The 23,513-nt window shown below is 37.7% G+C and carries 21 protein-coding genes; 14 read left to right on the top strand and 7 right to left on the bottom strand.

The window, feature by feature from the left end:
* Position 1: 1 nt before the first annotated feature.
* A complete protein-coding gene (locus K4422_RS02110; RefSeq protein ID WP_230708887.1) occupies positions 2–1,441 on the top strand; it encodes a glutamate synthase subunit beta in 1,440 nt (479 codons plus the stop codon).
* Positions 1,442–1,527: 86 nt separating this feature from the next.
* On the opposite strand, the gene zwf is transcribed toward K4422_RS02110, so the two are convergent.
* The 3 genes from zwf to K4422_RS02095 form a co-directional block, all read right to left on the bottom strand.
* Positions 1,528–3,051 (bottom strand): glucose-6-phosphate dehydrogenase, encoded by a 1,524-nt coding sequence (gene zwf, locus K4422_RS02105; protein ID WP_230708885.1) that lies wholly within the window; start codon positions 3,049–3,051, stop codon positions 1,528–1,530.
* A gap of 11 nt (positions 3,052–3,062) precedes the next feature.
* On the bottom strand, positions 3,063–3,710 hold the full coding sequence (locus K4422_RS02100; RefSeq protein WP_206903896.1) for a metal-dependent transcriptional regulator: 648 nt from the start codon (positions 3,708–3,710) through the stop codon (positions 3,063–3,065).
* Positions 3,711–4,015: 305 nt separating this feature from the next.
* Positions 4,016–5,245, bottom strand: a complete 1,230-nt coding sequence (locus K4422_RS02095; RefSeq protein ID WP_230708883.1) for an aminopeptidase — start codon at positions 5,243–5,245, stop codon at positions 4,016–4,018.
* A 259-nt stretch (positions 5,246–5,504) separates the two neighbouring features.
* Between K4422_RS02095 and K4422_RS02090 the strand changes: the two genes are divergently transcribed.
* Positions 5,505–6,077 (top strand): TetR/AcrR family transcriptional regulator, encoded by a 573-nt coding sequence (locus tag K4422_RS02090; protein ID WP_206903898.1) that lies wholly within the window; start codon positions 5,505–5,507, stop codon positions 6,075–6,077.
* A 266-nt stretch (positions 6,078–6,343) separates the two neighbouring features.
* On the opposite strand, the gene K4422_RS02085 is transcribed toward K4422_RS02090, so the two are convergent.
* A complete protein-coding gene (locus K4422_RS02085) occupies positions 6,344–6,787 on the bottom strand; it encodes a flavodoxin (RefSeq protein WP_230708881.1) in 444 nt (147 codons plus the stop codon).
* 236 nt (positions 6,788–7,023) lie between these two features.
* On the opposite strand from K4422_RS02085, the gene map reads away from it, so the two are divergent.
* The 5 genes from map to K4422_RS02060 all read left to right on the top strand — a co-directional run bounded on the left by map (position 7,024) and on the right by K4422_RS02060 (position 12,554).
* Entirely contained in the window at positions 7,024–7,788 is a 765-nt protein-coding gene (gene map / locus K4422_RS02080) for a type I methionyl aminopeptidase (RefSeq protein WP_206903900.1), read from the top strand.
* A 185-nt stretch (positions 7,789–7,973) separates the two neighbouring features.
* Positions 7,974–8,912, top strand: a complete 939-nt coding sequence (locus tag K4422_RS02075) for a YihY/virulence factor BrkB family protein (RefSeq protein WP_206903901.1) — start codon at positions 7,974–7,976, stop codon at positions 8,910–8,912.
* An 18-nt stretch (positions 8,913–8,930) separates the two neighbouring features.
* Positions 8,931–10,061: a glycosyltransferase family 4 protein gene (locus K4422_RS02070; RefSeq protein WP_206903902.1), complete on the top strand. Its 1,131-nt coding sequence runs from the start codon at positions 8,931–8,933 to the stop codon at positions 10,059–10,061.
* Between the two features lie 118 nt (positions 10,062–10,179).
* Complete coding sequence (locus tag K4422_RS02065; RefSeq protein WP_230708879.1) at positions 10,180–12,264, top strand: heavy metal translocating P-type ATPase; 2,085 nt, start codon at positions 10,180–10,182, stop codon at positions 12,262–12,264.
* Positions 12,265–12,386: 122 nt separating this feature from the next.
* A complete protein-coding gene (locus tag K4422_RS02060) occupies positions 12,387–12,554 on the top strand; it encodes a hypothetical protein (RefSeq protein ID WP_206903904.1) in 168 nt (55 codons plus the stop codon).
* A gap of 68 nt (positions 12,555–12,622) precedes the next feature.
* Here the strand turns inward: K4422_RS02060 and K4422_RS02055 are convergent, their stop codons facing one another.
* Positions 12,623–13,228, bottom strand: a complete 606-nt coding sequence (locus K4422_RS02055) for a TetR/AcrR family transcriptional regulator (RefSeq protein WP_230708877.1) — start codon at positions 13,226–13,228, stop codon at positions 12,623–12,625.
* A gap of 173 nt (positions 13,229–13,401) precedes the next feature.
* On the opposite strand from K4422_RS02055, the gene K4422_RS02050 reads away from it, so the two are divergent.
* Both K4422_RS02050 and K4422_RS02045 read left to right on the top strand, forming a co-directional pair.
* On the top strand, positions 13,402–17,646 hold the full coding sequence (locus K4422_RS02050; RefSeq protein ID WP_230708875.1) for a 2-hydroxyacyl-CoA dehydratase: 4,245 nt from the start codon (positions 13,402–13,404) through the stop codon (positions 17,644–17,646).
* Between the two features lie 215 nt (positions 17,647–17,861).
* Positions 17,862–18,569: a GntR family transcriptional regulator gene (locus K4422_RS02045; RefSeq protein ID WP_206903907.1), complete on the top strand. Its 708-nt coding sequence runs from the start codon at positions 17,862–17,864 to the stop codon at positions 18,567–18,569.
* A gap of 68 nt (positions 18,570–18,637) precedes the next feature.
* Here the strand turns inward: K4422_RS02045 and K4422_RS02040 are convergent, their stop codons facing one another.
* Positions 18,638–19,273: a YigZ family protein gene (locus K4422_RS02040; RefSeq protein ID WP_206903908.1), complete on the bottom strand. Its 636-nt coding sequence runs from the start codon at positions 19,271–19,273 to the stop codon at positions 18,638–18,640.
* Between the two features lie 118 nt (positions 19,274–19,391).
* On the opposite strand from K4422_RS02040, the gene K4422_RS02035 reads away from it, so the two are divergent.
* The 5 genes from K4422_RS02035 (at position 19,392) to hpf (ending at position 22,871) form a co-directional block, all read left to right on the top strand.
* On the top strand, positions 19,392–19,679 hold the full coding sequence (locus K4422_RS02035) for a DUF7662 domain-containing protein (RefSeq protein ID WP_230708874.1): 288 nt from the start codon (positions 19,392–19,394) through the stop codon (positions 19,677–19,679).
* Between the two features lie 82 nt (positions 19,680–19,761).
* On the top strand, positions 19,762–20,085 hold the full coding sequence (locus tag K4422_RS02030; protein ID WP_230708872.1) for a PTS sugar transporter subunit IIB: 324 nt from the start codon (positions 19,762–19,764) through the stop codon (positions 20,083–20,085).
* 92 nt (positions 20,086–20,177) lie between these two features.
* A complete protein-coding gene (locus K4422_RS02025) occupies positions 20,178–21,488 on the top strand; it encodes a helicase-related protein (protein ID WP_230708870.1) in 1,311 nt (436 codons plus the stop codon).
* Positions 21,478–22,158 carry a ComF family protein gene (locus K4422_RS02020; RefSeq protein ID WP_230708868.1) on the top strand — a complete coding sequence of 227 codons (681 nt, stop codon included), beginning with the start codon at positions 21,478–21,480 and terminating at the stop codon, positions 22,156–22,158. The genes K4422_RS02025 and K4422_RS02020 overlap by 11 nt, the downstream gene beginning before the upstream one ends.
* Before the next feature lie 158 nt (positions 22,159–22,316).
* A complete protein-coding gene (gene hpf / locus K4422_RS02015; protein WP_206903160.1) occupies positions 22,317–22,871 on the top strand; it encodes a ribosome hibernation-promoting factor, HPF/YfiA family in 555 nt (184 codons plus the stop codon).
* Between the two features lie 94 nt (positions 22,872–22,965).
* Here the strand turns inward: hpf and K4422_RS02010 are convergent, their stop codons facing one another.
* Positions 22,966–23,463, bottom strand: a complete 498-nt coding sequence (locus K4422_RS02010; protein ID WP_230708866.1) for a hypothetical protein — start codon at positions 23,461–23,463, stop codon at positions 22,966–22,968.
* Between the last annotated feature and the right edge of the window lie 50 nt (positions 23,464–23,513).

Genomic DNA, 23,513 nt, shown 5'->3' with positions numbered 1-23,513 from the left:
TTTGGCAGATCCATTTGGTTTTTTAAAATATCAACGTCAAGATAATCCTTTTCGCCCCGTATCAGAGCGAACTGCCGACTGGTATGAACTGCAAGAACCGCTTGCTGAGAAACAAAGAACAGAGCAAGCAGCCCGCTGTATGAATTGCGGTATTCCTTTTTGTCATTCGGGAACATTTTACGGTACACAAAAAGTTGCCTCTGGTTGTCCCAATGATAACTTAATTCCAGAGTGGAATGATCTCCTTTACCAAGGGCGATTTAAGGCAGCTTTTGAACGTCTTGCCAAAACTAATCCACTACCGGAAATGACCGGTCGCGTTTGTCCAGCTCCATGTGAAAAAGGGTGCACAGAATCATTAAATGGTGATGGTGTAACGATTCATGATAATGAACGTTTTATTATTGATAAAGCCTTTGATGAAGGCTGGGTAAAAGAAAGTGGTCTCTTTGTTACACGTACAAAATTTAAGGTTGCCATTGTTGGCAGTGGTCCGGCTGGGTTAGCGGCGGCTTGGCGTTTAAACCAATTGGGACATAATGTAACGATTTATGAACGTAGTGATCGTTTTGGTGGTTTATTGATGTATGGCATTCCGAATATGAAATTAGACAAAGATATCGTTATGCGCCGCATTAATCTGATGCAAGAGCTGGGAGTTAAATTTATTGCAAATACCGAGATTGGGGTAGATATTACCGCTGCTGATTTAGAAAAAAAATACGATCGCGTGATTTTAGCGACAGGAGCCAGTGTGCCGCGAGACTTAAATGTAACTGGACGACATTTTCAAGGAATTCAATTTGCAGTAGATTATTTAACCGAAGCGACCAAGGATGTTTTAAAGCATGGCAAAGATGCGACCAGCAAAAAATTAGCTGGAAAACATGTGGTGGTGATTGGTGGTGGTGATACTGGAAATGATTGTATTGGTGCAGCCATTCGACAAGGAGCCGCTTCTGTCAAACAATTAGAAATCACACCGGCATTGCCAACACAACGTGCAAGCGATAACCCGTGGCCAGAATACCCATTAACTGGAAAAATCGGCTACGGTCAAGAAGAAGCCCTGCAAACTTTTGGGGAAACGATTACGACTTATAGCACTTCGACTACAGGTTTTATTGGCGCTGAAAGAGGACAAGTGATTGGGGTTGAAACAGTTGCTGTTGATCAAAACTTCCAGCCAATTCCTGAAACCAATCAAGTAGTTCGAGCAGATTTGGTTTTACTTGCGATGGGCTTTTTAGGGGCAGAAAAAAGTTTATTGGAACAGTTTTCAGTTGCTGAAGTTTACGATGATTATACGACCAATAACGAACGTGTTTTAGTAGCCGGGGATGCAAAACGTGGGCCTAGTTTAGTTATTTGGGCGATTTTTGAAGGCCGTAAAACAGCGGAAAAAGTTGATGAAGCTTTGCGCGCATTAGTTTACCAGTAAATAAAATAGAAAACTCCAGTACAAAGGTTCAACATGACCTTTGTACTGGAGCTTTTTTTGGTGTTAAAACGATAAAGATTTGAATTTTAGTCTAATAAATTCCGTTCTCTATACCATTCATCTGGTTGCCAGATCCATGTAAAACCGTCTTTTGCCAGTAAATCAAAAGCAGCTTGTGGCCCCATTGTACCAGCAGCATAATTAGGAAAATCAGGTTTTTGTTTATCCCAAGCAGCGCGAATGCGGTCCACGATGCGCCAAGATTGTGCTACTTCATCCCAATGGGTAAAATTGGTACTATCGCCATTCAAAGCGTCAAAGATCAAACGTTCGTAAGCTTCTGGTGAGTTTTCTACCATTTCAGCAGTATTGCGGTAGTCCAATTTTACGGGTTTTGTAGAATAACCTTGACCGATTTCTTTTCCATTCAACGTCATACTAAAACCTTCTGTTGGTTGAATATAAATTGTCAAAACATTTGGCGGTAATTCGCTTTGGGTATTAACTTCAGTCGTGCTAGAACGAAAGACATTAATTGGTACTTGTTTAAAGACGATATTAATCCGTGTGCCTTTTTCCGTTAGGCGTTTACCCGTACGGACATAAAAAGGTACTCCAGACCAACGGAAGTTATCAATTAAAAATTTGCCTGCAACAAAAGTTTCGGTAGTAGAATCTTTTGCGACATTTGGCTCATGACGATAATCGATAAATTCTTTATCCCCAAGTTTACCCGTTGTGTATTGTCCTCTGATGAAATTTGTATAAACTTCTTCTTCTGAATAAAGGCGTACGGCATTTAAGGCCTTTATTTTTTCGCTGCGGATTGCTTCTTCTGTGAAAGCTACCGGTGGCTCCATCGCAAGTAAAGATAAAACTTGCAGGATGTGGTTTTGTACCATATCTTTTAATGCCCCACTTTGATCGTAGTAGCCACCGCGATCTTCAACACCTAAATTTTCTGCTAAACTAATTTGAACATTGTCAATGTAGCGTTGATTCCACATAGATTCAAATAAATTGTTGGCAAAACGAATAGCTGAGATATTTTGTACCATTTCTTTACCTAAATAGTGATCAATTCGATAAATATCTTTTTCGGCAAAAACTTCATTAATTTCATTATTCAAATCATTGGCAGAAGTAAAGTCAGAACCAAATGGTTTTTCAATGATAACACGATGGTAGCCATCGGTAGCTAACATACCACTTGTCTTTAATTGGGTAACGATAGTCCCAAAAAAGCGGGGAGACATAGCCAGATAGTATAAGCGATTGCCGCCAAGTTGATATTTTTCATTTAAAGTATCCGTCAATTCTTTTAAAACCGAATAGTGACGAGTATCAGAAACATCGTGAGACTGATAATAAAAATGACTAGCAAATTTGTCTGCTTCTTCTTTTGTTGGTTCTAAAGAAGCAATAGACTCTTTAACGACTTCATGATAATGTGCATCACTCCAAGGTCTGCGGGCAGTGCCAATTACTGCAAAGCATTCGCTTAACTCTCCTTTTTTATATAAGCGGAATAAAGATGGGTAAAGCTTTCGTTTGGCAAGGTCTCCGGTAGCACCGAAGATGGTAAACAATACATTAGTATTTTCAGTCATGTGATCTCTCCTTACAATTTATCGACAAAAATCGTGTTGGCAGCTTTATAACTGACCGCCATATTTTTTTCTTTATTGGCAATTGTGATTGGACCTTCATAAGGCGCAATAGCAGTAATGGTGTATTCTTCGTGGATGGCTAAGTCAATACTAACGAGATAATCCAGTAACTCTCGCTCGTCTAATACTCGAGCGATTTTAATTTTTGTCCCGACTGGAAAATCTGCTAATGTTTGCCGTTTTTTCTCTGTAACCAAGGCGTTTTCAGCCGGAATTTGTCCTCCGTGGGGGCAATATGGCGGATGGTTTAAATAATCTTCTAAACGTTTGGCTAATTTGCTAGATGTAACGTGCTCTAAAACTTCGGCATCATCATGGACCTCATTCCAAGAGTAGTGGAGGTGTTCCACGAGAAAAACTTCCCATAAGCGATGTTTACGGACTAAATCACTCGCACTTTTTTTACCAGTTTCAGTCAATTGCACACCTTGGTAGGCAGTATGTTCGACTAAACCTTCTTTTACCAGCTTAGATAGCATTTCGCTAACAGAAGCAGGTGAAACACTTAGTCCAGCGACAATCTGCTTATTGCTGATTTTTTCTTCGTCGCCACCAAGTTCTAAAATTAATTTTAAATAATCTTCACGATTAGGTGTCACAGGAGTCAATCCTTTCTGGTGAATGTCTCATTCACAATGGCTCGCTAACTGTTAGTCAGTAGGCTATCACTATAAATTTTACCAAAAAACGGCTTGATTTACTATGTTTTCAGCTTGAAGTTAGTACAGATAGACAAATGTTTCGTATGATTTTTTTTAAAGCTAAAATTGAGTAAATAAAAAGACCTTTTTCGGCCTTTTTATTTACTCAATTTGGTTAAAGTCTTTTTTAATGACGGTTCATCGCGATTGCTGGATAATTTTGCCAGTATCAGTTCTTAGTTATTAAACTAAAATTACAAAATTTAAGCCCAGTCACCATTGCGGAAAATAGGAACTTTGCTGCCATCTTTTTTTATCCCGTCGATATTCATTTTATCAGAGCCCACCATAAAGTCTACGTGAGTTTGACTACGATTTAAACCATGAGCTGCTAATTCCTCTTCGCTCATTTCAGTTCCGCCCTGTAAACTAAAGGCATAAGCTGACCCCAAGGCTAAGTGGTTGGAGGCATTTTCATCAAAAAGTGTATTGAAGAAAATAATACCCGATTGTGAAATCGGCGATGGATCCGGCACTAATGCAACTTCCCCTAAACTTTTAGCCCCTTCATCGGTAGCTAGTAATTTAGCTAAAACTTCTTGACCTTCTTTGGCGGAAAAATCAACGACTTTCCCATCTTTAAAGGTGAATTTCATCCCAGAAATAATTGAACCAGCGTAACTTAATGGTTTCGTACTGGAGATTACACCGTCAATACGGCGGAAATCTGGGGCAGTGAAAACTTCCTCAGTCGGCATGTTGGCCATAAATTCTTCACCACGAGCGTTAAAGCTACCTGCACCTTCCCAAAGGTGATTTTCTGGCAGACCGATAATTAGATCCGTACCAGGCGCTGTATAATGCAGGGCAGAAAATTGCTCTTTGTTTAGTTCTTCTGCTTTATTGCGTAATGTTTCATCGTGTTTTTTCCAAGCAGCAATGGGATCTTTTGTATCAATTCGCGTTGTTTTAAAGATTTCATCCCATAATTTTGCTTGCGCTTTTTCAGCTTCAAGTTCAGGAAAGACTTTTTGCGCCCATTCTTTTCCAGCGGCTGCGACAACTGTCCAACTAACTTTATTGGCTTGTGTTGCTTTTCGTAGGCCCATCATTGCTTTGCCACTAGCAGCTTGATAAGTTGCTACGCGATTGGCGTCGACACCAGCTAATGCCCCTGGATCAGAAGAAACAACACTAATGCGGCTTGCTCCTTTTTTTAGCCAGTCTTCTGTTTGCTCGACTTTATAAGCAGGAATATTTTCTAAACGTTCTTCATCAGCATGAAGTAAGAATTCCCGTTGAATTTGATCATCTGTCCACTGGACTAAAACTTCTGCTGCACCTAACGCGTAAGCTTTTTGCGTGATTAGGCGAGCTAAAGGCGCTTGGTCGACACTAATTTGTAAAACGACGGTATGGCCTTTTGAAACATTCACGCCCACTGCCACAATTAGCTCAGCGTATTTTGCTAAATTGGTATTAAAATCTGTCATAAAAAAACCTCCAAATTCTTTTAAGAAGTGACAAAATATAGCTCTAATTGTCACTTTTCAAACTATTTAAATAATATCATTTTACAAAATTAAAGACAATGAAAGGGCTTGTTTTTCGTTTTATCGTCTTTTTTAAAAAATATTTTTTTATAAAGCAAAAATAGTTGTCGTTTTCTTTTTTGCAAAGACAAAAAAACATGGTACAATATTAATATAACAAAAAAACGATAAGACTAAAGGAAAAGGGAGTTAAAAAATAATGGCAAGAAAGAAAACAATCACCCGTGATCAGATTTTGAATGCGGCCTATGATGTCGTTGCTACTGATGGTTTTTCCCGTTTCACTGCCCGAAATATTGCGGCAAAAATGAAGTGTTCAACACAGCCAATTTATTTGGAATTTAAAAACATGGAAGATCTTAAAATGGCGTTGATCAAAAAACTACACGATTATTTAGCAACTGAGATTTTTCCAGTAGAACACACTGGGGAAAATATTGTTGATTTAGCTTTGAATTATATTGGTTTTGCGACAGAACATAAGCGCTTGTATCGGGCGATGTATTTAGAAGAGTACGGTGGTGGAAAAGAGATGCAGGAATTTTCTTTCCAATATTTTTCTAATGCGGTAAAAGCTGATTTGGCCTTTAAAGATTTGGCAGATAGTGAAATTGAATCGTTGCATACTGGTTGTTGGATTGTCGCAACTGGAATTGCGGCCTTGAAATCATCCGGAATTATTAACCCAACAGAAGAGCAAATTATTGCCTTAATGCGGGACACAATCAAACAAATTGTGGAAAGAAAAGAGCCACTAGAAATTAATTATTAATTAGAGCGTAAAAATAAAAAAACCAAAAGATTAGCTCCTCATGCAAGTTGTGTTCTTTGTAACCTAGTATTTGGTTAGAACACGAGCAAATCTTTTGGTTCTTTTTTGACGAAATCAAGCAAATATCATCTTGGTGTGTAGCTTTAAAAAATAGTTCGTCAAAGTATGCGAAATTTTCAAAAATACAAGAAACAATTTCAAAAAATCCTATGCTAATTTTTTGAGAACTGAGGGCAGTTTGTAGGCTTTTCTAATAAAAAAGCTAGTTATCCCAAAGCTGTGACGAGTTTTTTAGCGAAGTCTTCTAAATTGTCGATATCTTCTGCTTCAACATTTAGGTCCACTTTAATTGAGTCAGCGCCTTTTGTTGCACCACTTTTTTCAAAAGCTTGCTCAAAATCATCAACTGACTTGGCAAAGTCGTCATAAAAAGTATCCCCAGAACCGCAGACACCATAAATTTTTCCAGCTAAGTCCAATTCTTGCAGTTCTTCGTAGAAATCAACAATCTCATCAGGAAGTTCGCCATCGCCATAAGTATAAGTTGCGACAACACAAATATCTGCTTCTTCAAACTCGGTTGCGTCAACTTGTGTACACTCATCAACTGTAACATCAATATTTAAATTTTCTAATGCTTCTGCCACAACATCGGCAATCTCTTCGGTATTGCCGGTTAAACTGGCGTAGACAATTTTTGCTAAGGTCATTTCAGCCACTCCTTTAAGTAAAAATTAAACTATCGTTTCTCATGATTTTCCTGAAGTTCGTAACGATTATAACAAAAGTAAGGTACCTTGCCTACTATTGTGTTATTTGAATATTTGGCGAAAACCGGTGCCTGTGGTAGAATAATAAAGGTTTAAAGATAAAAAAATCTTTTTTTATCATCTTTTATTTGTACGATTAGTTTAAAAGGAATCTTTATTTAAAAGGAGACGACAGTATGATTACATTAAAATCTGCTAGAGAAATTGAAGCAATGCGAGAATCTGGTGCGTTGTTGGCAGATGTTCACAAACATTTACGTGATTTTATTAAACCAGGTATCACAAGTTGGGATATTGAGGTTTTTGTTCGTGATTTTATTGAAAGCCATGGTGGCGTAGCCGCGCAAATTGGTTTTGAAGGCTACAAATACGCAACTTGTGTCAGCATTAACTCAGAAATTTGTCATGGTTTCCCTCGTAAGAAGCCTTTACACACAGGAGATTTAGTTAAGGTAGATATGTGTGTGGACTTAAAAGGCGCAATGTCAGACTCTTGTTGGGCTTATGTGGTTGGCAGTGCAACGCCAGAAGTTGAAAAATTAATGGCTGTTACGAAAAAGGCTTTGTATTTAGGCATTGACCAAGCACAAGTAGGAAATCGGATTGGCGATATCGGCCATGCTATTCAAACCTATGTAGAAAAAGAAGGCTTCGGTGTTGTGCGAGACTTTATCGGTCATGGCATTGGGCCAACCATTCATGAAGCACCAGCTGTTCCTCATTTTGGTGAAGCCGGTAAAGGGTTGCGCTTAAAAGAAGGAATGGTGATTACCATTGAACCAATGGTAAATACTGGTACTTGGAAAATGAAAATGGACCCGAATGGCTGGACGGCTTATACATTAGACGGTGGTTTGAGTTGTCAGTATGAACATACAATTGCCATCACAAAAGCAGGACCACAAATTTTGACTTCCCAAGGCGAAGAAGGTACGTATTAATTTGAGTAACGGAGTAGGCAAGTGCCTTTTGGTGCTTGCTTATTCTGAAATTTAATTTAAGAAAATAATTAACAATCTCGATAAGCGATAGGTTTGTCGTGATTGTTAATTACTTTCTTACTATCAAGTGTTTCATTTACCTAGTTAGCGACATTTCTTTTGCAAAAAAATTAAAGGAGTGCCAGATGAAGTTTGTTGAAAAAATAAAGAACAACGAAAAATTAATGCGGTTTTTCACCATTGTAAAAAATCGGTTTAGTGATGCTCAAATTGGAAATAACGCAGTCATTGTTGCGTATTATTTACTATTGTCACTTTTTCCCCTCTTAATTGCGGTGGGAAATTTATTACCTTTTCTAAAAATTGATCCAAATTCTATCTTGCCTTATGTTAAAGATATTATTCCCCAAGAGGTTTATACTTTTATTGGTCCAGCAATCAAAAGCCTTTTGACCCAAGGTTCTGGTGGTGTCTTGTCGATTTCAGCACTAGCTGCCTTATGGTCAGCTAGTAAAAGTATTAATGGTCTGCAAACGGCTATGAACAGTGCCTATGGCGTGAATGATCGTAAAAATTTTATTGCTGTACGAATTGTTTCTGTAATTGTAATTGTCTTACTTTTAGTCGCCATGGTTGGTGTAACAGTCGTATTAGGTCTTGGTCGCATGTTATTAGATGGCTTACAACCAATACTTGGTTTTTCAGGCCAGATTATCGATACCTTCCAGCGCTTCAAGTGGCCCCTAACAATTGTTGCTTTACTAGCGATTATGATGATTATTTATTGGATTGTACCAAACGCTAAAGTCAAGTTAATGACCACTTGGCCAGGAGCTGTGGTGGCGACGATTGGCTGGATGGTCTTGGGACAAGCATTTGGTTTGTATGCGCAATTTTTCGCTGCCAAAGTCAGCGGTTATCAAATTATTGGTAGCTTTATCGTCTTAATGTTGTGGTTGAATATGGCTGCAACGATAATTATTTTAGGTGGTATTACCAATGCAATTATTGCAGAGTATATTACCGGACAAGAAGTTCAAGATCGGAAAGGACCATTAACCAAGCTTAGCAAAAAAATTGAAGCTAAAATTGGCAAAGATGATTCCAAGAACTCTTCTAAGTAAAGAAAGCGAGAAAACACGATGACCTTTACCTTTCGTTTTATTATAAGGCTCTTTTTAACAATGATTATCTCTTTGGTTTTGACACCTATTATTAAACTTTTGGCTTTTAAAATTGGAGCAGTGGATAAACCTGGGGCTAGAAGAATTAACACCAAAACGATGCCAACAGCTGGTGGCTTGAGTATTTTTATTTCATTTTCGATTGCGGTGCTTTGGGAATTTAATGATACGTTACCGATTGGAAAAGTTTGGCCAATGATTTTAGGTGCATTAATCATTGTTATTACCGGCTTAATTGATGATGTTTTTGAATTAACCCCACTGCAAAAGACACTAGGGATAACGTTAGCCGCTTTGGAGGCTTACTTCATTGGGGGCATTGAAATTAATACCTTTAGTTTGCCGTTTTTTGGTCGCTTTGAATTAGGATGGTTGAGTTTACCGGTAACATTATTGTGGATTTTAGCAATAACCAATGCTGTCAATCTTATTGATGGTTTGGATGGTTTAGCGGCTGGGATTTCCATTATTGGATTAACGACAATCGGGTTGATTAGTTACTTTTTCTTACCGCGTACGGGTGTTTTTTTGGCAATTATTATCTTTAGCCTAGTAGCTGCTATCCTTGGTTTTTTTCCGTATAATTTTCATCCAGCGACAATTTATCTAGGCGATACAGGAGCACTTTTTTTAGGTTATATGATTGCGATTTTATCTTTGCAAGGATTGAAAAATGCCACATTTATCACGATTTTAACACCAATGTTTATTTTGGGCGTGCCAATTACAGACACTGTTTACGCGATGATTCGCCGTAAGTTTAATAAACAACCTATTTCTTCGGCTGATAAAATGCATTTACATCATCGCCTGCTTTCTTTAGGTTTTACCCATCGCGGGGCAGTGCTGACAATTTATGCGTTAGCCTTAGTTTTTTCTTTTATTGCTTTATTAATGAATTATGCGAGTACCTGGGCGACGGTTTTGCTAATTCTCTTTACTGCTATTGGTTTAGAATTATTTATTGAATTAATTGGTTTGGTGGGAGAAAATCGACAACCGTTAATGTGTGCTTTGAAATTTTTAGGCAATCGCCGTTTTCGGCAAGATGTTTTAAACAAACATCCAGAAGATAAAGAGGATAAATAATAAGGAGTTTTGCTTAGTTGCGAAACTTCTTTTTTTTACGCTTGACATATGAATTGGCATTCATTTATAATACATATGAAAAGATATTCATGTAAACGGTTGTAAAGGAGTGGTTAAAATGGAATTAAAATATCAATTAAATGGTTTGGATTGTGCAAATTGTGCCGCTAAAATCGAACGCGCAATAGCAAAAGTTGATGGAGTGAGTAAGGCACAAGTGGATTTTATGCAGGCAAGCTTAGCGATTGATTGCGATGAAAAAAATGCAGAAGCCATTGAGATAACAAGTAAGCAACTTATAAAAAAAATTGAGCCAGATGTAACGATGATAAAAAAAGATACAGTTAGCCAAAAACATCATCACGATCATGGAAACAAAAACGCAAAAGTATTAGTGACAAGAATTTTACTTACAACGCTAGCACTGTCATTACTACTTTTTTTGCAACTTACAGATCCTTGGAATACAATTTTGTATGCAGCCGTCTATCTTTTAATCGGCTATGACATTGTGAAAACGGCAGTTACAAATTTATTTTCTGGTCAAGTTTTTGATGAAAACTTTTTGATGACCATTGCAACAATTGGCGCTTTTTTTATTGGAGATCACACAGAAGCGGTATTGGTTATGCTCTTATATCAAATCGGTGAGTGTTTCCAAGACTATGCGGTGGGGAAATCTCGCAAAAATATTAAAGCCTTAATGGATGTACGTCCAGACGTTGCACGTTTAGTTACAAAAAATGAGTCGGTAATGGTGAAACCTGAAACAGTTAAGATAGGAGAGCTGGTTCAGGTCAATCCTGGTGAGAAGATTCCTTTGGATGGGATTGTAAAAACAGGGAGTGGCTATTTGGATACTTCTGCTTTGACAGGTGAGTCCATGCCACAAGCCGTAGCCGTCGGTGATCAGGTGTTGAGTGGTTGTATTAACAAAGATACTACTTTAATCGTGGAAGTAACGAAAAATTTTGGTCAGTCAACGGTCAGCAAAATTTTAGATTTAGTAGAGAATGCCAGTAGTCAAAAAGCACCAGCAGAACGATTTATTACAAAATTTGCACGTGTCTACACGCCAATTGTTGTAGTTTTAGCGCTCCTATTAGCCATAGTTCCAACGCTATTTGTCGGTGATTTTCAAGAATGGTTGTACCGAGCCTTAACTTTCTTAGTTATTTCTTGTCCTTGTGCGTTGGTTATTTCAGTGCCGCTCAGTTTCTTTGGTGGTATCGGAGGTGCTAGCCGTGCCGGAATTTTAATCAAAGGATCAAATTATTTAGAAACCTTAGCAAAAGTTAACACAGTTGTTTTTGATAAAACAGGTACTTTAACTAAAGGTGAATTTGCTGTTGCTAAAGTCGTGGTTGAAAAAAGTGAAATTCCTGTTTTAGCCTATGCCAGTGCTTTAGAACAAAATTCAAGTCATCCCATTGCACGTTCAATAGTTTTAGCGGCAAAAGATGAAAAAATACCTGTTGTAAGTGCAAGTAAAGAGATTGCCGGCTTTGGTGTCAGCGGCATAATTGAGGGAAAAGAAGTTTTTGCTGGAAATGATAAATATTTAAAAGAGCATCATATTGCTTTACCCAAAGTAAGCAGTTTAGGCACCGTTGTTTACTTAGTAGTCAACGGCCAATTGGCTGGCTATTTGTTAGTAAACGATCAGATTAAACCAGAAGCTAAAGGTGCAATCAACAAATTAAAAGCACTTGGGGTCAAACAAACAGTTATGTTAACCGGTGACCGCAAAGCAGTTGCCGCAAGTGTAGGCGAAACATTAGGTTTAGATCAAGTTTATGCCCGTCTTTTACCACAAGATAAAGTTAACCATGTAGAAAAATTGCGTGAAAATGATAATAAGGTTGCCTTTGTGGGAGATGGAATTAATGATGCGCCGGTTTTAGCAACAGCTGATATTGGGATTGCAATGGGTGGCTTAGGAAGTGATGCAGCCATCGAAGCGGCAGATGCTGTAATTATGGATGATAACCCAGTTAAAATTTCTACGGCAATCACAATAGCCCGTAAAACATTAAAAATTGTAAAGCAAAATATTATTTTTGCCCTCACTATCAAAATTTTCTTTTTGATTTTAGGTGCTGCCGGTTTTGTTGCAATGGGATGGGCTGTCTTTGCTGATGTGGGCGTCACTTTAATTGCAGTTTTAAATGCGATGCGCTGTTTAAAAACACCAAAGCTTTAAAATAAGTTATGGGCTCGTTTCATTTGCTCTTAGTCCTACATTCATCTAAAATAAAAAAGAAGATTGCCTATTTTCATTATTGTTTTGTACAATGAAAATAGGTATAAGTAGGAGGAGTTCATATGAAAATCAAAGAAAAAATTGCTGAAACTGTAACTGAAACAGCTGAAAAAGTTCGTTATATGTTAAAAAATGATGATTACTTTATCAACGTTTCTAAAAAGGGACTAGACGTAAAAAAAGCACGTCCAACCAAGCACACAATTAAATGGCGGGCTAAAAACTATTAAAAAAATGAAAAGTATCTGATTAAAAAAGGCTCTGGCGAAAAAGTTGTAAAAACTTTCTCCAGAGCCTTTTATTTCTCAATTTCAATACCTAAAACAGTTAAATGGCCGTTACCAACTAATTTAATAACCAATTTGGCCAGATGTTCTGGTGTCATTTGTGAATCTGTTGTTAGCCACCAATGTAAAGTGCCGATAAAAATGGAGGTCATATATTCGATAATAAAGTCCATGGGCACTTCAATTTCATTTTCGGTAATTTTTAAACGGTTAAAGACGTCGGCATATTGTTCATTTAATATGTCGGCAATTTTTTTACGTAAAATTTCATTTGCCGAAGCGTCCATAATCGTCAGATAGAATTTGCGATTTTCATGGATATTCCGATAAATTTTAGTCATAACGACTTCGATTTGTTTGACTTTAATCCGATTGCCTTTTACCAATTCGGCAGGATTTAAAACTGAGGTAAAGGCGGTTAGCGCATAATCGAAAATTGTTTCGTACAGGTCTTGCTTGTCTTTGTAGTGAGCATAAAAAGTCGCACGGTTGATCATTGCCTGATCGGCAATATCTTGTACGGTAACTTGTTCATACCCATTTTTTTCCACCAAATGAATAAACGCTTCAATAATCATTTTATTTGTGCGTTTAACGCGTAAGTCAGTTTTTTTCATTGAAATTTCCTTTCTAGATAAGCAACAAAAAACGTAAGTTTGTTGCTTATGTCACAAACTGCTTTTGTTTGTGTATTGTCAAAAAGTGAGCAAGAATTTAAAATAGACATGAGTATTATATCAGACGGGTTGTAAGTTAATCAACAAGCTGTTGTATAAAAAGGGTGATACATATGAAATTAAAAGCAGGTATTGATGTCGGTTCTACGACGGTTAAATTAGTCATTTTAAATGAAAAAAATGAAACAATTTTCGCAAAATACGAACGTCACTTTTCGGATGTGAAAAAAGCGACAAATAAAATTTTGTCTGAAGGTCAAGCAGTAATCAAAGATACTCCCGTATCTTTACAAATTACCGGTTCTGGTGGGATGGGTCTGGCAGAAGTTTTAGAAATTCCCTTCGTGCAAGAAGTAATTGCTTGTACCAAAACGGTTGAAACAATTATCCCTCAAACAGATGTCGTCATTGAATTAGGTGGTGAGGATGCTAAAATCACCTTTTTTGAAGGGGCATTAGAGCAACGCATGAATGGTAGTTGTGCCGGTGGTACCGGTGCTTTTATCGATCAGATGGCGGTACTTTTAAAAACGGATGCCAATGGGGTTAATGAATTGGCAAAAAATTATCAAACAATTTATCCTATTGCTTCTCGGTGTGGTGTCTTTGCTAAAACCGATGTTCAGCCTTTAATTAATGAAGGCGCTGATAAAGCAGATATTGCAGCGAGTATTTTTCAAGCAGTGGTTAATCAGACAATTGCAGGCCTTGCAGCAGGACGAAAAATCAAAGGGAAAGTTGCCTTTTTAGGTGGTCCTTTGTATTTTATGTCTGAACTAAGAAAACGGTTTGTTGAGACGTTAAATATCGCCCCAGAAGATATTGTTTTTCCTGAAAATCCACAACTATTTGTGGCGATGGGGGCAGCTTTGTTTGCTAAAGAAGGTGAGGCTACCACGTTAGCAAATTTATTGGACCGCTTAGAAAATGGACAACAAGACCAATTAAAGCCTACCGATACATTACAACCCTTATTTAGTAGTGATGCGGAGTTAACAGAATTTAGAACACGTCACGGCCAAGCAACAGCAGAAGAAAAAGATTTGACTACGCATCAAGGCGCAGCATTTTTAGGAATCGATGCAGGTTCAACCACAACAAAAGTGGTGTTAATTGATGATGCGGGTCGGATATTATTTTCTTTTTACGGTAACAATGAAGGCCAGCCACTCGAAACAACCATGGCAGTTTTAACCGATCTTTATCAGAAAATGCCAGCTGATGTTTTTGTCGGAAAAGCAGCAGTAACAGGTTACGGAGAACATCTCATCAAAAATGCGTTGAAAGTCGATATTGGCGAAGTCGAAACCATGGCTCACTACAAAGCAGCCAATCATTTTCAACCAGGTGTAGACTTTATCTTGGATATTGGTGGCCAAGATATGAAAGCTATGACGATTAAAGATGGTGTTTTATCTTCCATTCAGTTAAATGAAGCGTGCTCATCTGGTTGCGGTTCTTTCATCGAAACATTTGCTAAATCGCTAAATTACGATGTAAAAGATTTTGCCCTTGCAGCCACACAATCACAAGCGCCGGTAGATTTAGGTTCTCGTTGTACGGTTTTCATGAATTCAAAGGTAAAACAAGTCCAAAAAGAAGGTGCCAGTGTTGGCGATATTTCAGCAGGACTTTCTTATTCGGTCATCAAAAATGCCATTTATAAAGTAATTAAGATTCGTCGTCCTGAAGAATTGGGAGAAAAAATTGTCTGCCAAGGAGGAACATTTTATAACGAAGCGGTTTTACGTGCTTTTGAAGAAATTTCTGGGCGTCAAGTTGTCAGACCTTCTATTGCAGGGTTAATGGGTGCTTATGGTGCCGCATTAATCGCATTAGAAAATTATGATATTGCTGAAGAAAGCACGATTTTAGATGCCGAAGAATTGGCGACGTTTACTGCTGAAAAAGAATTCACCCATTGCAATTTGTGTGAAAATAAATGTCAATTAACGGTCACGATTTTTTCTGATGGGCGTCAATTTATAACAGGAAATCGCTGTGAACGCGGAGCAAAAATCAAAATTAAAAAAGAAGATCGTCGCGTCAATTTAATAGATTATAAATACAAACGTCTTTTCAAATACCGTCCATTGCGGAAAAAAGATGCGCTAAGAGGCGTGGTGGGGATTCCTCGAGTCTTGAATATGTATGAAAATTATCCTCTATGGCATACGTTATTTACAGATTTAGGTTTTAGAGTCCAACTTTCACCCCGATCAAATAAAGCGTTGTATGAACAAGGAATGGAGACGATTCCAAGTGATACCGCTTGTTATCCAGCTAAAATTACTCACGGTCATATTCAAGCTTTGATTGACAAAGAAGTACCACTGATTTTTTACCCTGGTGTGGTTTTTGAACGGCAAGAAAGTCCAGAAGCAGACAATCATTTTAATTGTCCCATTGTGCAAAGTTATCCCGATGTTATTCGCAACAATGTTGATGATATTCGCGAAGGTAAAGTTGATTACCGCAATCCTTTCTTGAACTTAGCAAATGAGGCTGCGGTAATTGAGGTCTTGAGCAAAACCTTTGCAGATTTGGGGATCACAAAAGAAGAAATGGCTGCTGCTGTTCACCATGGTTTTGCAGAATTGGAAAACTTTAAACAAGACATTCGCAATAAAGGTGAAGAAACTTTGGCCATGTTACAAGCCAAAGGAGAACGTGGTATCGTTATTTCTGGCCGTCCGTATCATTTGGATCCTGAAATTAATCATGGTATCAGTGAGGTTATTACCCAAGAAGGTTTCCATGTTTTAACCGAAGATAGTATTTCTCATTTAAGTGATGTTGGTAATTTGCGCGTGGTAAATCAATGGGTTTATCATTCCCGCCTCTATGCGGCAGCACGCGTGGTGGCAAAATCTAAAAATCTTGAATTAGTGCAATTGAATTCCTTTGGCTGTGGTTTGGATGCGGTGACAACTGACCAAGTCGAAGAAATCATGGAGCAGTATGGAAAAATTTATACGGTGCTAAAAATTGATGAAGGTTCGAATTTAGGTGCGATTCGGATTCGCTTGCGTTCATTAAAAGCAGCAGTGAAGGAACGGGATAAACAAGACTTCACGCCAACAAAACGCTACGATGAGCCAGAAAAAATCGTCTTTACTAAAGATATGCGTAAAAAACATACTTTACTATTGCCGATGCTTAGTCCGATCCATCAAGATGGACTAGTTGATGAAGCCTTAAAAGCTTCGGGGTATAATGTGGTTTGTTTACCTGCAGAAGATAAAGATGCTGTAAATGTTGGCTTGAAATACGTGAATAACGATGCATGTTACCCTGCCATTATCTCAATTGGTCAATTAGTGGAGGCATTAGAAAGTGGTGCTTACGATTTAAACAATACCAGTGTGATGATGACACAAACTGGTGGGGGATGTCGTGCGACAAATTATATTCCGCTCTTACGCAAAGCTTTAAATGATGCTGGCTTCCCACAAGTGCCAGTCGTTTCAGTATCGATGGGAAATAAAGGAGTCGAATCAAATCCAGGTTTCAAATTTACCCTGCCGATGTTAAAACGAATTGTAGTTGCCTTTTTATATGGTGATTTATTTGAACGGGTGGTTTATCGCACTCGTCCTTACGAACTTAAAAAAGGTCAAATTGATCAAATGCACGCAGATTGGTTGAAAAAAGTAGCTAAAAATGTACGCAATGGTTCATTGACCCAGTTTAATCGCAATATGAAAAAAATTATCGCTGATTTTGATACTGTCCCTTTGTCTGATGCAGTGAAACCCAAAGTCGGTGTAGTTGGGGAAATCTTAGTGAAATATTCACCAACGGCCAATAATGATATTGTGCGCTTACTAGAAGCAGAAGGGGCTGAAGCGGTAGTTCCAGATATTATTGGTTTTATGAATTATTCTTTATACAATCAAATTTGGAAGTATGAGAATTTGGGAATGGCCAAAAAAGGGAAAGTTTTAGCTGAATTTGGGATTCGTTTAATCGAAATGGTTGAACGTCCGATGGATAAAGCACTGCGAGCTTCAGAGCGCTTTGATGGTATTCAGTCTATTTACGATTTAGCAGAAGATGCCAGCAAAGTTTTATCCATTGGAAATCACACGGGTGAGGGCTGGTTTTTAACTGGGGAAATGATTGAGTTGTTAAAAACGGGTGTTAATAATATTGTTTGTATGCAACCTTTTGGCTGTTTGCCAAACCATGTAGTTGGTAAAGGCGTTATTAAAGAATTGCGTCATCAATATCCAAAAGCTAACATCGCTGCGATTGATTATGATCCAGGTGTGTCTTTAGTAAATCAATTAAATCGAATTCGTTTAATGATGGCCACAGCCAATAAAATGTTAACTGAAGAAGAACTTTCGGTTTAAAAATGACAGTAAATATCTGTACCAAAATGAAAGTGTAAAAGTAAATAGTGAAAAAAGTCTTGGGAAGATAGCTAATTTCCAAGGCTTTTTTGTGATAAAGGAGAAGAAAAGCAGCTGAAAAGTTTGCTAATTAGGTATATACCAGTTATAATGATGATACGATTTGAGTGGAAATATTACATCAAATGTGATCTTAATTGAAGGAGAAATAATGAATGTCTGATAGTTTACCAATTTATATTCAGATTCACGACCAAATCAAAACTAAAATTGAAAAAGGGGTCTGGCAAATCGGAGACCGCTTGCCATCAGAACGGGAGTTGGCTACTCAATTTAGTGTTAGTCGGATGACCTTGCGCCAAGCAATCCAAACTTTGGCAGATGAAGGGATTTTGGAAAGAAAAATCGGATCTGGAACTTATGTGGCACGACAAAAAGTCCAAGAAAAAATGACTGGCACGACTAGTTTTACTGAAATTATGCTATCTCAAGGCAGAAAGCCTTCTAGTAAAGTAGTTTCTTATTTTATGACGGCGCCAAGTTCTTCAGAAATGGAGAAATTAAAATTGGCCCCAGAAGAAGGTATTTTACGAATGGAGCGAATTCGTTATGCTGATGATGTTCCAATCTGTTTTGAAGTTGCCAGCATTCCAGAGCATTTAATTAAAGAATATAGTAAAGCCGAAATTACGACTTCTTTTTATAAAACTTTAGAAGAAAAAGGCGGTTTAAAAATTGGCGGTGCAAATCAAACGGTTTCTGCCATGTTAGCTTCAGAGCAAATTGCCGAATTTTTGAAGATTAAACGTGGGGATGCAATTTTGCGGATGCGTCAAGTTTCGTATCTAGATGACGGTGCTCCTTTTGAATATGTGAGAACCCAGTATGTTGGCAATCGATTTGAATTTTATTTAGAAAAATAAAAGCCTAAGTTTGTAGCCAAAAGTACAGCTGTTTTTACAGCGTACTTTTTGGCATAAACGAAGGCTTTTTATGCTAGCAAAATTTCGTTATAAGTTTTTTGACCATAAAAAAACTGTACTTGACCGCTTAACAGTTCAGTGATACTTGCTTCAAAGGCGGCCACACTTTCTTCATCGATTGAGCAGACAACCACTACCTCATCGGTAAAGAGTGTCTCTTTTATCGCTAGCTGGTTGTTTTCCAAGTAGTTTTGCAACTTTCCTAGTAAGGGATAAGCAATTGTTAGTGAAACTTCTTGTTGGAGTTTTCCTTCAACGATACCAATTTCATCGATTCCATGGGAAACAGCATGAGAATAAGCGCGAATTAATCCACCCGCTCCTAATTTTGTCCCGCCAAAGTAGCGAGTAACAACCGCTGCAACGTTGATTAAATCTTTTTTGACTAACACTTCTAACATGGGGATGCCAGCAGTTCCACTAGGTTCACCATCGTCACTACTACGTTTGATTTCACTTTTGTCCCCGACTACAAAAGCGCTGCAATTATGGGTAGCTTTCCAATGTTCTTTTTTTACACGTTGAATAAATAGTTTAGCTTCATCTTCTGTTTCCACTCGTTTTAATGAGCAAATAAAACGAGATTTTTTAATTTCAATTTCGGCTACCCCGTCTTTTTGAATCGTTAAATAGTGATCTATCATGAAGGTACTCCTTAGCTTGACTTTTATTTTTAGTATAAAAAAAATATCAACAAGTTGCAAATAGCTATTGGTTGCACTTTTAACCTTATTTAAGCGATAATTAGTAGAGGTGATCAGCATGGCACGAAAATATGACGTTATTACACATTATTTGAAAACAAATGGCGGGTCGCAAGTAACACTGACCTTTACTCAATTTGATGAACTATTATTTCCTGCTAGTGGTCTGCCCAAAAGTGCTCGTAAAACCAAAGAATGGTGGGCCAATGATTATCATTACCCTGAAAAAGGGGCGTATGCTTGGTTAAATGCCGGCTATGAAGTCGTTTATGTTAATTTGGATAAAGAATTTAGCGTTTTTAATAAACTCGTCAAAGCCAAGTGGTTGCTGGCGGAAGACAAGTAGTAAGCGTTGACAAAAAATATTGTTATCTTATAATTGACGTAAGCCTAAGTTAAGCTTAAAGATTACATAAGGAGGAAATAAAATGGCTAAAAAAACAATTATGTTAGTTTGTTCGGCTGGGATGAGTACCAGTTTATTAGTTACAAAAATGCAAAAAGCAGCAGAAGCACAAGGTGTTGAAGCAGATGTCTTTGCGGTATCTGCCTCAGATGCGGATAATTCAATTGAAAGCAAACCCGTTGACGTTATGTTATTAGGACCACAAGTTCGCTTTATGAAAGGCGACTTTGAAAAACGCTTAGCACCAAAAGGAATTCCACTTGATGTCATCAATATGGCCGATTATGGCATGATGAATGGCGAAAATGTTTTAAAACAAGCTATGACGTTAATCGAAAATAAATAATAATAGTAAAAAAAGGTGAACCAAACGTTAAACTTAACGTTTGGTTCACCTTTTTTTATCCTTTCTGCGTACCTATTTTTGAGGTGAAAAAAATGGAATTTTATCCTGGCTATCAGTACTTGGTAACAAAAGCAGAAGTAAGAAAAAACTCAGCACTGTCTTTTCAAAAGGCGATTACAGTTGATGGAGTTTTTTTACGTTGTCGTCGCTGCAATACTAAATTTTTAAAATCAGAAAATCAATTGCCCGATGGCCGTCATTACTGCCGTGCGTGTATGGCATTTGGTCGCGTTACTTCTAGCCATTATTTAGGTGTGCTGCCACTAGCAAACCCGAAAAAAAAGACAGTAGACTTGATTTTTTGCGGACAACTGACTGCTGCGCAGAAAAAAATCAGTCAAGGATTAGTAGAAAATTTTAAACAACAGCGAGCCAGTTTAGTTTATGCAGTCACTGGAGCCGGTAAAACCGAAATGTTGTTTGAATTACTTCATTATTGTTTAGCTAAAGGCCTGAGTGTGGCATTTTGTAGTCCGCGTGTTGATGTCTGTTGTGAAATTCAGCCTCGTCTGCAAGCTGTATTTCCAAAGCTTGAAATCGGGTTGCGTCATTATGGTGCTAAACCCTATCAGCCAACTTCGCTTTTGGTTTGTACGACCCACCAATTACTCTATTTTAAAGCAGCATTTCATTTGATTGTCGTTGATGAAATTGATGCCTTTCCTTACGCTGGTGATCAGAGACTACATTTTGCTGTAAACAATGCCTTACACAAAACAGGTTCTTGTGTCTTTTTAAGTGCGACCCCTAGTGAAACTGAAATTAAAGCTGCTCAAAAGACAGGGGGGTTATTTTGTCTACCTGCACGATTTCATCGTCGCCAGTTACCTCTTCCAAAACTAATAAGAATCAAGACACAAAAATTACCACTATCCTACCGAATTAAAAAGAAGTTTTTAAGTCAAGTGATGCAATTATTACAACACAATCACTTACTCTTATTTTGCGCCACAGTACAGCAAGTGTTGGCCATGGAAAAATTTCTCAAAATGGAATTAGGCAACGTCGCTGTTGGCAGTGTGCATGCGGCAGATTGTGAGCGCCAAACAAAAGTAAAACGTATGCGACAAAATAAATTTCAAATTTTTTGCTGTTCGACTGTCATGGAACGCGGTGTGACCTTTGCCAATGTTTCTGTTTTGGTTTTTGGTGCAGATCATCTAATTTTTACCCAAGCTACCCTCTTACAGATTGCTGGAAGAGCGGATCGTAAAGGTGATTTTTCAAATAGCGAGGTCGTTTTTTATTTTACGCAAATGACAAACGCAATAAGAAAAACGCTTCAAACAACTAAAAACTTGAATCAGCAAGCAAAAAAGGCAGGGTTGCTTAATGAAATGTAGTAATTGTCAGCAAAAAATTAGCCGTAATCTTTTGATACAAGAAATCATCTTTCCTTGGTTACTTGCAAATGAAGAATTATGCGAAGACTGTCTGGCTCGCTTTCAAAAAATTGAACCCAAGCGCGCCTGTGAAGGGTGCATGCGTCCAAATTGCGATGAACTTTGCCAAGATTGTCAAAAATGGCGAAAAATGTATCCTGACTTTGTTCTTTATCACCAAGCACTTTATCACTATAATGATGCTTTTAAAGAATGGTTGTATCGCTATAAATTTGAAGGGGATTATCCATTGTGTCACACGTTTTCTTTATCGGTAAAGCAAGCACTAAAGAGGTATCGTGACTTTATTATTGTTCCGTTGCCGTTATCAAAAGAACGTCAAAAAGAGCGTGGCTTTAATCAAGCAGAAGAACTATTGAAGGCTGCTGGGATTACTTATGAAAATATTTTAATTCGTAAACAACACGATCGTCCGCAAGCAAGTAAAAAAAGAACGGAACGGCTGGGTTTAAAACAACCTTATATTATCAAAAAAGATGTGATAATTTCAGGACGTAAATTTTTATTAGTAGACGATGTTTATACGACAGGACGTACGCTTTACCATGGCGTAGCACTTTTATACGCCCACAATGCAAAGGCCGTTGCAACTTTTACATTGGCACGTTAAAACCTTATGTTAGACGTCATGAATAGATTTGAGAAATTCATGAATTTGTTAGCGTTTAACTTTGCAAATAGGTTAGAGTTCGCTATAATAATAGTAAGAAGAAGGCAAAAGAGTGGTCCTTTTACCTTCTTTAGTGGTAGACGAAAGGGGCAATTGTTATGTTTAGATACAATGTACGCGGAGAAAATATTGAAGTTACAGAAGCTATTCGCGATTATGTAGAGAAAAAAGTCGGTAAGTTGGAGCGTTACTTTACAGATGCGCCCGATGCAACGGCTCATGTGAACTTAAAGGTTTATACTGAAAAAACAGCGAAAGTGGAAGTGACAATCCCACTACCATATTTGGTATTGCGCGCAGAAGAAACTTCACCAGATTTATATGCAAGTATCGATTTGGTCGTTGATAAACTAGAACGTCAAATTCGTAAATTCAAAACAAAAATCAATCGTAAATCTCGTGAAACAGCAGTTCCTGCAGCAGAAGCAGCGGTTTTATTTAACAATGAAGCAGGTGACGATGAAACAGAAGCAGCATTAGATATCGTCCGCACCAAACGCTTATCATTAAAACCAATGGACAGTGAAGAAGCTGTTTTACAAATGAATATGTTGGGACATAACTTCTTTATTTTTGAAGATGCTGAAACCAATGGCACTAGCATCGTTTACCGCCGTAAAGATGGTAAATACGGTTTAATTGAAACAAACTAAAAAAGATAAAAAGGTTCAAGCCAGGCGTCTTAAGTCGTCTAGCTTGAACCTTTTTTTATTTTTGTTTTTTGGAGAAATTTCGTTACTCGCTTTTTTATTCGTTATATTTTTCACTTTGAAAAATTTTGGTTAATAGCCGATTTTTCCGGGCATCATTTAAACGATAATGAACATGGTAAAGACCTGCTAAAATTAAAATACAGTCAAAGACAATCATGGAGATGAAATGCTCTTGTAAAGAAAACACAGCGAATAGTTCATGGGTCGCAACAATCCCATTTAGCACCCCAGCAATAGCGATGTAATACCAAGCTACCGCCTTGTTGAAATAACGAAAAAGTCGATCCATTTCTTTTTTGCTGCTGATATTATCCCGCAACATTTTTATGCCTCGGATTTTTTCTTTGTGAATTTTTAAAGGGGGAAAGAGCCAATACCAAGGGGATACTTTGGGATATTTATGCCCGCTTTTTTGAAATCTCTTTAGCATTTTGTTAGGTTCAGATAACTCTAAGGCTCCTTGGTACAAAGGAAAAACATAAAGTAACCAAACTCCGCAAAACGTTAAGACAGCGTAAATTTTTTCAGCCACAACAATTCACTCCTTTTGGTTTTGTTTTAGCATGTAAGCTTATTTTTGTA

It is taken from the genome of Enterococcus sp. SMC-9 (assembly GCF_021011285.1).
Classification (GTDB): Bacteria; Bacillota; Bacilli; order Lactobacillales; family Enterococcaceae; genus Enterococcus_C; species Enterococcus_C montenegrensis.
Note: the sequence above shows the minus strand (reverse complement) of the source record. Positions and strands in the feature narration are given on the sequence as shown.

Bases quoted from the DNA above. Each gene is read 5' to 3' on its own strand.
- K4422_RS02025 (WP_230708870.1), top strand. From the start codon at position 20,178: ATGGAATTTTATCCTGGCTATCAGTACTTGGTAACAAAAGCAGAAGTA.
- map (WP_206903900.1), top strand. From the start codon at position 7,024: ATGATTACATTAAAATCTGCTAGAGAAATTGAAGCAATGCGAGAATCT.
- K4422_RS02055 (WP_230708877.1), bottom strand. From the start codon at position 13,228: ATGAAAAAAACTGACTTACGCGTTAAACGCACAAATAAAATGATTATT.
- K4422_RS02035 (WP_230708874.1), top strand. From the start codon at position 19,392: ATGGCACGAAAATATGACGTTATTACACATTATTTGAAAACAAATGGC.
- K4422_RS02065 (WP_230708879.1), top strand. From the start codon at position 10,180: ATGGAATTAAAATATCAATTAAATGGTTTGGATTGTGCAAATTGTGCC.
- K4422_RS02070 (WP_206903902.1), top strand. From the start codon at position 8,931: ATGACCTTTACCTTTCGTTTTATTATAAGGCTCTTTTTAACAATGATT.
- K4422_RS02045 (WP_206903907.1), top strand. From the start codon at position 17,862: ATGTCTGATAGTTTACCAATTTATATTCAGATTCACGACCAAATCAAA.
- K4422_RS02090 (WP_206903898.1), top strand. From the start codon at position 5,505: ATGGCAAGAAAGAAAACAATCACCCGTGATCAGATTTTGAATGCGGCC.
- K4422_RS02075 (WP_206903901.1), top strand. From the start codon at position 7,974: ATGAAGTTTGTTGAAAAAATAAAGAACAACGAAAAATTAATGCGGTTT.
- K4422_RS02030 (WP_230708872.1), top strand. From the start codon at position 19,762: ATGGCTAAAAAAACAATTATGTTAGTTTGTTCGGCTGGGATGAGTACC.
- K4422_RS02095 (WP_230708883.1), bottom strand. From the start codon at position 5,245: ATGACAGATTTTAATACCAATTTAGCAAAATACGCTGAGCTAATTGTG.
- zwf (WP_230708885.1), bottom strand. From the start codon at position 3,051: ATGACTGAAAATACTAATGTATTGTTTACCATCTTCGGTGCTACCGGA.
- K4422_RS02060 (WP_206903904.1), top strand. From the start codon at position 12,387: ATGAAAATCAAAGAAAAAATTGCTGAAACTGTAACTGAAACAGCTGAA.
- K4422_RS02020 (WP_230708868.1), top strand. From the start codon at position 21,478: ATGAAATGTAGTAATTGTCAGCAAAAAATTAGCCGTAATCTTTTGATA.
- K4422_RS02085 (WP_230708881.1), bottom strand. From the start codon at position 6,787: ATGACCTTAGCAAAAATTGTCTACGCCAGTTTAACCGGCAATACCGAA.
- K4422_RS02050 (WP_230708875.1), top strand. From the start codon at position 13,402: ATGAAATTAAAAGCAGGTATTGATGTCGGTTCTACGACGGTTAAATTA.
- K4422_RS02040 (WP_206903908.1), bottom strand. From the start codon at position 19,273: ATGATAGATCACTATTTAACGATTCAAAAAGACGGGGTAGCCGAAATT.
- hpf (WP_206903160.1), top strand. From the start codon at position 22,317: ATGTTTAGATACAATGTACGCGGAGAAAATATTGAAGTTACAGAAGCT.